At 44.1% G+C, this 12,492-nt stretch carries 9 protein-coding genes and 2 pseudogenes; 7 read left to right on the top strand and 4 right to left on the bottom strand.

What is annotated here, in order from left to right; all coding sequences use genetic code 11:
• Positions 1–127: 127 nt before the first annotated feature.
• Both DNHGIG_RS11085 and DNHGIG_RS11080 read left to right on the top strand, forming a co-directional pair.
• Positions 128–2,749 carry a phosphoenolpyruvate synthase gene (locus DNHGIG_RS11085; protein ID WP_282199671.1) on the top strand — a complete coding sequence of 874 codons (2,622 nt, stop codon included), beginning with the start codon at positions 128–130 and terminating at the stop codon, positions 2,747–2,749.
• 124 nt (positions 2,750–2,873) lie between these two features.
• Positions 2,874–3,530 (top strand): TetR/AcrR family transcriptional regulator, encoded by a 657-nt coding sequence (locus DNHGIG_RS11080; RefSeq protein ID WP_282199670.1) that lies wholly within the window; start codon positions 2,874–2,876, stop codon positions 3,528–3,530.
• Positions 3,531–3,707: 177 nt separating this feature from the next.
• On the opposite strand, the gene DNHGIG_RS11075 is transcribed toward DNHGIG_RS11080, so the two are convergent.
• Complete coding sequence (locus DNHGIG_RS11075) at positions 3,708–4,133, bottom strand: VOC family protein (protein ID WP_282199669.1); 426 nt, start codon at positions 4,131–4,133, stop codon at positions 3,708–3,710.
• A gap of 712 nt (positions 4,134–4,845) precedes the next feature.
• Between DNHGIG_RS11075 and DNHGIG_RS11070 the strand changes: the two genes are divergently transcribed.
• From DNHGIG_RS11070 to DNHGIG_RS11055, 4 genes and pseudogenes are all read left to right on the top strand, one after another.
• Positions 4,846–5,496 (top strand): YhbD family protein, encoded by a 651-nt coding sequence (locus DNHGIG_RS11070; RefSeq protein ID WP_282199668.1) that lies wholly within the window; start codon positions 4,846–4,848, stop codon positions 5,494–5,496.
• Between the two features lie 14 nt (positions 5,497–5,510).
• A complete protein-coding gene (locus DNHGIG_RS11065) occupies positions 5,511–6,251 on the top strand; it encodes a hypothetical protein (RefSeq protein WP_282199667.1) in 741 nt (246 codons plus the stop codon).
• A 26-nt stretch (positions 6,252–6,277) separates the two neighbouring features.
• Positions 6,278–6,961 carry a hypothetical protein gene (locus DNHGIG_RS11060; RefSeq protein WP_282199666.1) on the top strand — a complete coding sequence of 228 codons (684 nt, stop codon included), beginning with the start codon at positions 6,278–6,280 and terminating at the stop codon, positions 6,959–6,961.
• Between the two features lie 16 nt (positions 6,962–6,977).
• Positions 6,978–7,181: pseudogene (locus DNHGIG_RS11055) on the top strand (MFS transporter); the annotation flags it as partial.
• A 218-nt stretch (positions 7,182–7,399) separates the two neighbouring features.
• Here DNHGIG_RS11055 and DNHGIG_RS11050 read toward each other — a convergent pair.
• Both DNHGIG_RS11050 and DNHGIG_RS11045 read right to left on the bottom strand, forming a co-directional pair.
• A complete protein-coding gene (locus tag DNHGIG_RS11050) occupies positions 7,400–9,001 on the bottom strand; it encodes a GMC family oxidoreductase (RefSeq protein WP_282199665.1) in 1,602 nt (533 codons plus the stop codon).
• Positions 9,002–9,021: 20 nt separating this feature from the next.
• A pseudogene (locus DNHGIG_RS11045) lies at positions 9,022–9,613 on the bottom strand (cupin domain-containing protein).
• 303 nt (positions 9,614–9,916) lie between these two features.
• On the opposite strand from DNHGIG_RS11045, the gene DNHGIG_RS11040 reads away from it, so the two are divergent.
• Positions 9,917–10,681 carry a DeoR/GlpR family DNA-binding transcription regulator gene (locus DNHGIG_RS11040; protein WP_282199664.1) on the top strand — a complete coding sequence of 255 codons (765 nt, stop codon included), beginning with the start codon at positions 9,917–9,919 and terminating at the stop codon, positions 10,679–10,681.
• A 91-nt stretch (positions 10,682–10,772) separates the two neighbouring features.
• Here the strand turns inward: DNHGIG_RS11040 and DNHGIG_RS11035 are convergent, their stop codons facing one another.
• Positions 10,773–12,476, bottom strand: coding sequence for a ribulokinase (locus DNHGIG_RS11035; RefSeq protein ID WP_282199663.1), 1,704 nt, complete (start codon positions 12,474–12,476; stop codon positions 10,773–10,775).
• Positions 12,477–12,492 lie beyond the last annotated feature (16 nt).

Below are 12,492 nucleotides of genomic sequence, written 5' to 3'. Positions count from 1 at the left end.
ATCTTGAAGAGATTTTTTCAACAAGGGGGGAAAGTTACTAAAAAGAATGGCGCTGATCTTATCCGTTGGCACTGCGCTTTCGTGTACAAGTAAGGACTTACTTGATTAAAAGAAAGGTGACCAACCAATGAAATCACATGTGTTATTTTTTGAACAAGTGGATCGTTCCAGTCTCCCCTATGTCGGGGGAAAGGGAGCCAACCTGGGTGAACTGAGTAAGGCAGGATTTCCGGTGCCCGGTGGATTTTGTGTGACGACATACGCGTATAAAGATTTTATTGCCACCAGCCCCGAAATGGATTCTCTGTTAGATGAACTAAATGCAATGGACCCGAATGATTTAAACCAATTGCGGAAGTTGGGAGAGCGTATTCGTACCCATTTGCAGAAACTGGAGATCCCTGCCCAGTTGAGAAAGGAAATTCTTCAAGCGTGGGAATCGGTGGGGAAAGAGTATGCTTATGCCGTCCGTTCCAGTGCAACGGCTGAGGATCTGCCTACCGCTTCGTTTGCGGGTCAGCAGGATACCTATTTGAACATTAAAGGACAGGATGAACTGCTTCAATCTATTCATAAATGTTGGGCGTCTCTGTTTACGGATCGCGCCATTTCCTATCGTTCAAAAAATAGGTTCGATCATCGTCAGGTCTACCTGTCTGTCGTGGTGCAACGGATGGTGAATCCGGAAGTCTCAGGGATTCTTTTTACCGCTGATCCTGTGAATGGCAATCGCAAGGTGGTTTCCATCGACGCCAGTTTCGGATTGGGGGAAGCCATCGTATCCGGAATGGTTTCAGCAGATTTATACAAAGTAAAAGACGGTAAAATCATTGAAAAGAACCTATCGGAAAAGAAAATCGCGATTTACTCCCTTCCCGAAGGAGGTACGGTAAAAAAAGACTTGCCTCCAGAGCAACAATCCAAACAAGCCTTGACGGACGAGCAAATCTTGCGTTTGGCTGAGCTGGGAAAAAGAATCGAGAAGCATTTTGGCTCTCCACAAGATATTGAGTTCTGTATTGAAAAAGGAAAGATTTTTGTTGTGCAAAGCCGGCCGATCACTTCGCTGTATCCGCTGCCCGACATTCCTCAAGAACCGCTTCGTGTCATGTTCTCCTTTGGCCATGTACAAATGATGACAGATGCCATGAAACCGTTGGGGATATCAGTCTTACGAACCATTCTTCCGAAAACAGTTCTTTTAGAAGCAGGGGGACATCTTTTTGTTGATCCCACGGAAGTGCTTCGTACCAAGCTGGGCAGAAAAATATTACCCAAAGCTATCCAACATATATTTGATGAAGCGCTCAGCCAAGCCCTTCGTGAAGTCATTCAGAGGCCTGAGTTTCTCCATGTTCCTCCCAAACCGGGGTTCGTTCAGTCAGCACGTCGATTCGCTGCCCCCATCATCAAAGATGTGTGGAAAAATCTTTGGAAGCGTGACCCGAAATTAGCAAAAAGCAAGGTTGAAAGCTATATGCAGAAAAAATGGACAGAGATCCGTGAAGATTTGCAGGGGAAAAGCGGGGCCAAACGCCTGGAAACTGTTCAATATCAGTTAAGCATTTTAGGTAAGAGTGTATTTTTACAGAACCTCTTACCGTACGTCATTTGTTTCCCGATCTCATTCATTATGTTAAAGAAATTGCTAGGGGATGTTAAAGAACTCTATCAATTAAATAAATCCCTCCCTGGCAATATCACCAGTGAAATGGGCCTGCAGATTGGCGACTTGGCTGATCTGGTGCGCGAATTGCCCGAAGTCGAGGAGTATCTGAAACACGCAAATGACCAGACCTTCTATGAAGGACTTTTACACGTACGCGGGGGAGAAAGGTTTACACGCGCTTTTGAAGTTTTTATCGCCAAATACGGACATAGATGCCCGGGTGAAATTGACGTGACAAGACCTCGTTGGCGTGAAGCGCCTACCCTACTGGTTCCCGCGATCCTGGGACACATGCGTAGCGTGAAGCCGGGAGAACATCGACAAAAATTCGTTCAAGGAGAACAGGAAGCCCAAGAAGCTGCTCAGCGTATTCTGGATCATGTAGGACGCAGCGGTTTGAAGTCCAAATGGATCAAACGTCTTATGGAGGTATATCGCCATATGGGCGGGCTTCGGGAACACCCCAAATATCTGCTTACTTTGATTTTGGATGAATGCAAAAAAGCGATTATGGCTGAAGCGGAAGAACTGGCAAAGAAAGGGGTTCTACAGCAAACGGAAGATGTATTTTTCTTTACTCTTGACGAGTTGATTCAACTCTCAAAAGGAGAGTTTAAACAAGATGTCTCCTCACTTGTTGCTAAGCGTAAAGAAAAATATGAATGGCACCAAACCTTGCGTCCTCCCAAAGTGATGACGAGTGAAGGGGAAATTGTAACAGGTTCTCCCAGGAAAGGAGATTTTCCCAAAGGGGCGCTTGTCGGTACACCCGCTTCCGCTGGAGTGGTTGAAGGGAAGGCCTGTATTGTCTTTAAACCGGAAGAAGCCCATCTCAATGAAGGGGAAATTCTTGTTGCTCCTCATACGGATCCTGGTTGGACTCCGTTATTCCAATCAGCAAAAGCCCTGGTTACAGAGGTAGGCGGCCTGATGACTCACGGTTCGGTGGTGGCCCGTGAATACGGAATTCCCGCCGTGGTGGGAGTGGATGATGCCACCAAGAAAATCAAAGACGGACAAATGATTCGCGTCGATGGAAACCAGGGATTTGTGGAGATTTTACGTGATGAAAATGAGTAAGCGTTTTATCATATTCATGAGGATTCTCTTGGGGGCGACGGCGGACACCTCACTCTTCACGGATATTTGATGGGTAGTCAGTTTGAAAGAGCAAACCGTGAAACGAAAACAGAAGGGAACGAAAATGAACAATCAACTGAAATCGTTATTTAAAGAATATCGCGATATTTTGATCGATACCAACCTGACAGATAAACAAAAGGATATTATCCGGGCAGCCTTGGAGTTATTTGCAGATAAAGGATATGAGGGAACCACTACCCAGGCCATTGCACAAAAAGCAAAGGTGTCAGAGAAAACGCTCTTTAAGTACTTTAACAGTAAACAGGAGTTATTCAGGCAAACGGTTTACCCTGCCATGTTACAAGCTTTACAACCCATGTTGATCGAACGTACAGAAAAAATCTTAGGGAAAGGGAATGACTACCATGATATACTTCACGCCGTATTTAAGGACAGAGTAGAATTTGCAATAGAAAACACAGATGTCATTAAGTTAGTATTACAGGAACTCCTCTTAAGTCAGGAATTTCGCGAAGTGATGTCGCAGTTTGTGAAACAAGATGTGTTCCCGAGGATTTCACAAGTATTCCAAACCTTGAGCGAAGCTGAACATTCAAGAATTCCTCTTTCCTCTTTGATCCGTGTCGTTCTCAGCTTGCTTGCCGGATATGTCATAACAAGAACGATACTCTTACCCGATCAGGAATGGGACGATGAGAAAGAAATTCAATTCATGTTGGATATTTTATTTAACGGCATAGACAATCCTTCTCTATAACTATCCGTTTGGCTTAAAATAGCCCAAGCTAATTTTTTAGCTTGGGCGTTATTTGTTTCTTAAAAGGTATGAATTGAGCATGCGGATTCACACAGGATGATCAGCACAATTGAGATAATCATGTAATTCTGTCATCTATCCCAAGTACCAGACAGAGTAACGTCGGTGACAATCATTTTATTTATGGCCCTCAGTGTAAATTTGGAAAACTACACCGAACTTGTCCGTTACAATACCGTAAGCGGGGCTAAAATGAGTTTCTTGTAGCGGCATGTTCACTTGACCGTCTTGCTGCAAGGATTCATAAATTTGTTTTGATTTTTCCAAGTCATTAGTTGAAATACAGATGGTGACTTGATTTCCACTTTGATGGGGTTGACCAGGGAACGTATCAGAAAGCATCAGCTCCGTTTCGCCGACTTTTAAGGTTGCATGTGCCACACGATCCTTTGCATCTGCTGGTAAAGGAAATTCGGGGTTTTCCGGCATCTCTCCGAAAGTTTGGCTAAAGAGGACTTTCGCATCCAATGCTTTTTCGTAAAATTGGATCGCTTCCTTTGCATTCCCATCCATTATCAAATAGGGGATCAATCGCATTGTCATGATGAGTCAACTCCTTGGGTCCAAATTATTTTTTTCGTTTCCAAATCTCCAGGCTTGTCCACCATTTGACACCTTTCAATGAAAACAACCCTACCACCATTGTTTACCTATAATTTCATTATATAACAAGGAACATATGTTTGCAATATAAAAATAGACCCAAGTCGTTTAGCTATTAGTGGTGTATCGCTTTGCGCTTGGGTCGATGAAGGTCGTCGTAGTGGTATATGCTTGGCGTTCATGCTCCGTGGAGGTCGTTTCAGCGGGTATATGCATTGCGCTTATGCTCCGTGAAGGTCGTCTCGCATGGAATCATAATCATATGTTGCGAGACGACCTTCAAAGTCGCTATTACGCGCAATGCATATACCCTTTTACATCCAAAAGGAAGCGAGACGACCTCCAAAGTCGCTTTTTCACGCCAAGCATATACCCTTTTACGGCTTCAAGAAAACGGAACAACCTTCCACTCACCTCTGCGCAGCAAAGCGATACACCCCACCCAAAAGCCACTCCTTTGCATGTGGCAGTTCGAAATCTCCCTTCCCGCACAAGAAACTTTTCATTCTATGATGGCACCGCTTGCGGCATGAATGGTTCCCTTGTATAGCCAGGACTAAAATCGGAGTAATATTAGGTGTCAAAATAGATCAATCACTCCTTTACAACATAACAATGTTATGTTACATTCATCGCAAGGAGGTGTCCCTAGATGGAAGAAGAACTTATCTCCAAAAAAGAACTGCTGGAGCTGACCGGAATTTCGTACGGGCAGTTGTACCGGTGGAAACGCAAAAAACTGATTCCCGAAGATTGGTTTATCCGCAAATCGACGTTCACCGGACAGGAGACGTTTTTCCGCAAACAGCAAATACTCGATCGTATCAATAAAATAAAAGACCTGAAGGACGATTTTTCTCTGGATGAACTGGCCCACTTGTTTTTGTCTTCAAACGAATCGTCCGGCGTACCTTCCCTGAATCCGAAAATCGCTTTGCAGAAAGAAGAATTAATAAAACGTAACATTGTTTCCGAAATGACGCTGAACTTTTATCTCGAACAGATGGGAGACATGACCGTCTTTCCTTTTCAAGCGATTCTCTGCGTCTATTTGCTCGAAACCTTGCTGAAAACCGGAGAATTAAGCTTGGACGAAGGAAAAATGATGTTGCAGACGTTCGCGGAGCATTATGAGAAATTTGAAGGCAAACCGAGTGAGTTGATCGTCATCCGCAAAATGGGTGTCTCCTCGATTATGCTGGTCTCAAGTCCCGGCGAAATCCACTTCGATAACGGAGTCAAAATCGTTGTCCGTCTCGATGTGGCCGGATGTATTGAAGAATTGAAGTTGAAACTGAAATGAACGGAGGATGCTTTATGCAGAGCGACATCCGCTATGATCTGACAATTACCGGCAATGGAAGTTCTTTCGGAGGGGTATTCAAAAACGTAAAAATTGTAGGCGATGCGAAAATCGACAGCGATCTCGACTGCCTCGTTTTTAAATCCACCGGAACGACGGAGATTACTGGCAATATGAAAAGCACATCTTGCCATATCATCGGCGAGATGTACCTCAAAGGCAATTTGGAAACGGGGGAAGCAAAAATCACCGGAACCATGGATATCGAAGGAAACGTCAAAACGAAAAAAATGAAATCCAACGGTGAAATCCGTATTCGTGGCGGCTTGGCCGGCGAAGACGTCAATTTGGAAGGTCTGTTTACGATCAAAGGAAACTGCGAGGCCGAAAACCTCCATATGAAAGGTGTATTCACGATTGACGGACTGCTGAATGCCGGTTCGGTTGAGCTGAAAACTCACAGCGAGTGCCGGATCAAAGAAATCGGCGGAGAAAAAATTGACATACGCCGCGGTACTGGGTCCGTATGGAAACGACTGCTTGGTACGTTTTACCTTCCGTCCGATTTTTTCGAAGGTGTTCTTCACGTCGACACAATCGAAGGCGATGATATTTACGTGGAACATACTATGGCGAAAGTCATTCGTGGAACAAACGTCATGATCGGTCCGGGATGCAGTATCGGGCACGTCGAATACACGAATCGGTTTCAAAAGACGGACGACTCGAACATAGGCAACCATACACAGGTGTAAACAAATCTGAGGAAAGGAGAACGATTATGGAACAAAAGACGCGACGCGATTTGACCATTTCCGGCATCATGGGAGGTCAGGGCGGCACGTACCATTCCGTGAACCTTCACGGTGTTGGAAAAATAAACGGTCCTCTGGACTGCATCGATTTCCACTGTCACGGGAGAGTCAGCATTCAGGGAGGCGTAAAGGCGGAGCAAATAGCAGAAATTCATGGGGATGCCCGCATTGCCGGGAATTTAGAGTCGGGTCAAGTGAAAGTCCACGGCAAAACAAACGTCGGAGGATCTGTGTCTGGAGAAGAAATCAAAATTCACGGCTTTCTGAAAGTCAACCGCAATTGCGATGCGGAGTCTTTTTCCACAAGGGGCGGATTTCGGATCAATGGTTTGCTGAATGCCGGAACGATCGACATTCAACTGTACGCGCCATGCGAGGCCAAAGAAATAGGCGGAGGTACGATCCGGATTCAAAAGCCTGGAATGGCCAGTCCGTTCAGCAAGTTCATACGGTCGATTTTGCCCAAAATCGACGTATTGACGGCAGAGACGATTGAAGGCGACGACATTTATCTGGAAAATACCCGGGCAAAAGTCGTTCGGGGAACAAACGTGACGATCGGACCCGGATGCAAAATCGATATCGTCGAATATAAGCAGCATTTCGATCAGGACAAAAACGCAAACGTGTTGAAAAGCAGACGAGTCTAAAGGAGTATGGATCATCATGAATGAGAAAAAAAGCAATCTGGGGATCGTGGTCGCGGGTCTCTTAATCGGCATCTTCATCGCTGCGATGGACAATACGATCGTGGCGACCGCCATGGGTTCGATCGTCGCTGATCTCGGCGGTCTCGACAAGTTTGTCTGGGTGACCTCGGCCTATATGGTAGCCGAAATGTCAGGAATGCCGATCTTCGGAAAGCTGTCGTGCCCGACAAAACAAACGCGTAAATACGAACAACAAGACCGTCAGTTAACCCCTGTATACGCTCTTGAAGTGGCGAATTCAGGCAAGTATAAGCAAAAAATGTGTGGAGATGGCTTATGTGTCGGGAGACCACCCATTTCTCGCAGAGTGGAGGTCTCCCTGAATGCGGAGACGATTCGTTATTTTGGGGACATCGTTCCTCAGAGAATTCATTTTTCCTATGACGATCGCGATGAAAGTAATTGCTGTGCGATGGTAAAACCAATGAGGTATGCTGTGGCCGAAGTATTGCCATCCACGGTAAATGGTACGATGGAAGCATCGGCAACGAGCAAGTCGTCGACTCCATAGACCCGCCCTCGGCGATCAACAACCCCACCTTTCTTAAAAGGTGCCATGCGAAGAGCGCCCTGTTGGTGGTGATTATGACCAAAATTCTGCTTGATAAACGTTTCAAGCGCGGTGTCGTCATCAAGTACGTCCGGTGTTGGAGAAATGAGTTGATACGCGTGGTCAATCGCTTCAAGCTTTTCTGCAATATTCTTGATATACATCTTGTAAATGTTTTTTACCGCTTCCAGATCGGCGGGATCTTCAAGAAATCCTTCATCAGCACGTACGATTTGCAAAGGGTCATTGCTCTGGATTCGAATCGAGCCACGGCTTTTGGGACGCAAGAAAAGAATAGCGATGACGAGTGATTCACTCGAACCGATCCCAATCAGCTGTACACCTCGACGATTGCGATCGGATCCGGGCGTCGGATCAGGCAAGAAAGCCCCGCCTGTGTAAAGAGCATTCGGATCATCAAGAGGTAAGGGGTTGTCATTTGGATTGGTGGTAAAATTTGCAAAGTTAAGCGTGTGGTTTCTCATGTTCTGGCCTACGTTTGGATTATCGAAAATAACAGGAATACCAGCTTCCTTAAGAAGTGCAGCGGGTCCGATTCCAGAAAGCATCAACAAGTGAGCACTATGAATACCTGCTGAAAGAATGACTTTCTCACGAGCGTATGCGCGAATGTATTCCCCTTCTTTAAGGAATTCCACACCGACTGCGCGTTTTTTGGAAAAAAGCACACGAAGGGCTGTTGATTTGAAGAAAACTCTCAATTTTCGGCCATGTAAACCATGACCGTCAGGAGTCATGATATCTGATGACAGAAAAGCGGTTGAGGAACTTTCACGTTGACCGTTTGGCTTCTGATATAATTGCCAGCGGGTAAAAGGGCCAAGGGGGGTTTCTGGATCATTATAGTCAAGAATTTCTGTAAACCCTGATGCTTGCTCTATGGCTGAAACCAGCTTTTTTGCCATGGAAGTTGGATTCACCGGAGCTTGCCTTATGTCTATCCTTCCATGAAATCCACGAACGTCGGGGTTATCTGTTTTCCCGTTATATTTTTCTAGTTTTTTGAAATCATGAATCGCCTTTTGGGGTGACCAAAGAGAACCTAGGAGCTCTTCCCATTCCCTCAAAACGTCTGACGTAGGTCTAACATACTGCTCACCGTTGATCGAAGAGCCGCCACCTAAGAGTCGACCCGTGGTCCATTCAAAAGTACGTCCATCAAGCCCTTTTAGTGGAACTCCTTCACCTTGCCAAAAGTATTGTGGAAAGAAATGTTCTTCAAGCTCTGGAGCAAAAGAAGAATCCCTGATCGGCTTATCTCTATCCTTATTTTCTCCTGCTTCTAGTACAAGAACCGATGTTTTTTTGTCATCAGTTAGAGCCTTTGTTATCACAGCACCAGATGGACCTGTGCCTATCACAATATAGTCAAAAATAAGTTTTTCGCTATTCCCTTGTCGTTGACTCATTCAAAAATCTCCTTAACGACTCATTTTTTTCTATGGGTGCCTTCATCAAGTGACCTTGGATTTTGAGGGGGTGGAGGTCCGATCACTACCGATTCGGTAATCGGTGCCAACACTTGAGCCTACTGTTTAGCGTCCACGTTAGGCCTGTTGGAAGACCTTCGGCGGAGTGAGTCGTAGCAGATCAGATCCCTCCGCGTTCTCGGGTTGTTCATTGTTAAAGATGACAAGCAGATGAGCTTCATCGGAAACCGCTGTGATCCAGTGCCACCAACCCATAGGGAGAAAAACCGCCTGCCCTGGCTTCACGTGATAAGTGAGCAACTGAGGTGTGAACGGATCAAGTACGGAGATGATCAATTCTCCGGAGATCACGTAATCCAGTTCTCCCGCGTTCGGATGCCAGTGCGGTTCCCGAATGTGCCCCTTGGTAAGAAAGAGATCCGCCACCGACAACCCTTGCAGCGCGGGCAGTTGTGTCGATGTCACTTCGTAAGCAATGTTCTTGTCATTCCTTCGAAACAATACGTTGTTCTTCAGGTCAAAAAAAAGATTGGGTGACCCTGACGAAAAGTGATTAGGGGATCCCGACACCCCTCTTCCACTTACATTCATTGATCCAGCCATCGTTTTTTCTGCCTCCCCTTTTTCCATTATTCAATAAGATATCGACATGTTCTGAAGAAAGGCACGGTACTTGCCACGGTTATTCGTCCTCTCAAAAACCCAGGATTGACGTGGGCAATCCATTGCTTGCGTTTGTGTTCGGTTCAGAATTATTGTGTTCGAATTTTTTAATTTCTTGCATTCCTTGACAAAATCAATCATGCATGGATAATCTAAAATGAACAATAATGAGCATAAAATTTATAAAAATTGAAATCTATCTATATAATTGATATGAGGCGAGGTGTTCTCATGCTAGCAGCTGAGCGTAAATTACGGATAGCGGAGTTAGTGAAACAGAAGCGTGTTGCAACAGTTGCTGCTCTTGCTCAAGAATTTCAAGTCCATGAGGCTACAATCCGTCGTGATTTAGCGGAGATGGAGCAAGAAGGTATACTTAAAAGGACTCATGGCGGAGTTGTTATTGTTGACCGTGGAGCGAATCACGAGCCTTCTTTTTCTGAAAGAGCCAGCGAGCAACTTGAGCAGAAAAAACGTATTGGTAAAAAAGCGGCTGAATTAATCGAAGATGGCGAACATGTAATTCTTGATTCTGGCACAACCACCATACACATTGCAAAAAATTTAGTGAATCGTTCAAATATAACTGTTGTTACTAATGATATCAATGTTGCAGTGGAATTACGTGATGCGCAAGGTATTACGGTTATCGTTACAGGGGGTACTTTATATCGTTCCAGTTTTATGTTGAATGGAATGTTTACAAATGAAGTTTTAAGTACCCTTCATGTTCAAAAAGCATTTATCGGAACACCAGCTATACACTCAAAGTACGGTCTAACCCACCCAGAATCAGAACTTGTTCCAACCAAAAAAAGTATGATTGAAGCTGCTCAAGAGATAATTGTTGTTGCAGATGATACAAAAATAGGTAAAGTTACCCTGCATACTGTTGCTCCTATCGAGTCTGTTCACACATTCATAACAGGTTCAGAAGCTTCAGATTCACAACTTCAGCCGTTTAAGGACAATGGGATACGTGTTATTACTGCATAAAAACTAGCTCTTTATCTAAATATAACTTTTTCCTTTCATAAAAAAATCGTAAGTCCTTAAATCACAAAAGGACTTACGATTTTCATTTGAATTAAACTTTAATACTATGTGTATTATTAATTGATTTTATTCGATCTTTTAATTTTTTCAATCGTCCCATTACATCATTCATACCTCTTCCAAAATAATTCTGAAGAAGAAGGTATTCTTGATAAAGTTCATTATATATTTTAACGTGTTCAGGTATTGGCTTAAAAGATACATTTTTGATTCTTCCCATGTTCATAGCGGCTTCTGCTAAAGTTTCATAACCACCGTTCGTTTTTCCAGCAGCTACTGCCCCTAGAATGGCAGCACCAACAGCAGGAGTAAACTCAGTCTCAGAAATTTTGATCTCTCTGTTCATAATATCCGCATAAATTTGCATGAGGAGTCGATTGCGATGTGGTAAACCACCACAAGCGTACAATTCATTGACTTCCAATCCACTTTTTTCGTATTCTTCTAAAATCACACGAGCTCCAAATGCTGTAGCTTCTAGTAATGCCCTGTATATCTCTTCAGGCTTCGTTAATAGTGTATTTCCAATGACTAGGCCAGATAAATCAGCATTATCTAACGGAGAACGGTTACCATTATGCCAATCTAACGCTAATAGTCCACTCTCTCCAGGTTTTAATCGCCCAGCTTCTCTTTCTAACCATTCATAAATACTAATTTGTTTCGATTTAGCGTCTTCGTACACATACGCAGGCACACATCTTTTAACAAACCATGCAAAAAGGTCCCCAACGGCCGACTGACCAGCTTCGTAAGCATACAATCCAGGTATAATACCATCCTTCACCACTCCACTAATTCCTTCTACCTCCCGTTCTTCTCGACTCAGTAACATATGGCATGTTGACGTTCCCATAACCATTACCATTTTTCCAGGAGTTACGACCCCCATCCCTAAAACTGCTGCATGGGCGTCAATCATTCCTACTGCTACAGGTAGACCGGGGTAGAGACCCATGATCTCAGCCATTTCGGGTCTAAGATATCCAGCTTTACTTCCGATCCGAGCGATCGGTCCGCGAAGTTTTGTTTCCGTTATATCTGCGAGCTTTGAATCTAATAAGGAGAAAAAATCTTTCGATGGATATCCTTCCTCGGGATGCCAAAAAGATTTAAATCCAGCAGCACAATTGTTGCGTTTCACCTGTCCAGTCATTTGAGCAGTAATCCAATCGGAGGCTTCCAAAAATAGATCCGCAGCTTGATAGATTTCAGGCGCCTCATTTAAAATTTGCCAACATTTCGGAATCATCCATTCTGAAGAAATTCTTCCTCCATACCTTTTAAGCCAGGGTTCATTTCTCTGGATTGCAAATCGATTTATTTTTTCTGTTTCTTCTTGAGTCGCATGATGTTTCCATAACTTCACCCAAGAATGAGGATTTTTTCTCCAATCTGCATCCCTACATAATGGCTGTAAATTGCGATCGACCGGAATCATAGTGTTTGAGGTAAAATCAATCCCAATACCGATAACATCTTCCGCATGAATACCCGATTCTTTTAAAAGATGCGGAACAGAATTCCTTAAAACTTCTAAATAATCATCCGGATCCTGCAATGCAAAATCCGAGTCTAAATAAATATCCGATTCAGGTAACTTCTCTGTAATTACACCATGAGGATAAACTGTAACATGTGTTGATACTTCCCAACCATTCGTTATATCTACAAGAACCGCTCTACCCGATTCCGTACCAAAATCTATTCCTATCGCGTACTTCCCTCTTTTCACGTTATCCACCTCAAAT

The sequence above is a fragment of the Collibacillus ludicampi genome (genome assembly GCF_023705585.1).
Classification (GTDB): Bacteria; Bacillota; Bacilli; order Tumebacillales; family BOQE01; genus Collibacillus; species Collibacillus ludicampi.
This window is presented reverse-complemented; position numbering and strand designations above follow the sequence as displayed.

What these genes read in the sequence shown, in the direction of transcription:
- DNHGIG_RS11085 (WP_282199671.1), top strand. Translation starts at nt 128, where the DNA reads ATGAAATCACATGTGTTATTTTTTGAACAAGTGGATCGTTCCAGTCTC.
- DNHGIG_RS11080 (WP_282199670.1), top strand. Translation starts at nt 2,874, where the DNA reads ATGAACAATCAACTGAAATCGTTATTTAAAGAATATCGCGATATTTTG.
- DNHGIG_RS11075 (WP_282199669.1), bottom strand. Translation starts at nt 4,133, where the DNA reads ATGACAATGCGATTGATCCCCTATTTGATAATGGATGGGAATGCAAAG.
- DNHGIG_RS11070 (WP_282199668.1), top strand. Translation starts at nt 4,846, where the DNA reads ATGGAAGAAGAACTTATCTCCAAAAAAGAACTGCTGGAGCTGACCGGA.
- DNHGIG_RS11065 (WP_282199667.1), top strand. Translation starts at nt 5,511, where the DNA reads ATGCAGAGCGACATCCGCTATGATCTGACAATTACCGGCAATGGAAGT.
- DNHGIG_RS11060 (WP_282199666.1), top strand. Translation starts at nt 6,278, where the DNA reads ATGGAACAAAAGACGCGACGCGATTTGACCATTTCCGGCATCATGGGA.
- DNHGIG_RS11050 (WP_282199665.1), bottom strand. Translation starts at nt 9,001, where the DNA reads ATGAGTCAACGACAAGGGAATAGCGAAAAACTTATTTTTGACTATATT.
- DNHGIG_RS11040 (WP_282199664.1), top strand. Translation starts at nt 9,917, where the DNA reads ATGCTAGCAGCTGAGCGTAAATTACGGATAGCGGAGTTAGTGAAACAG.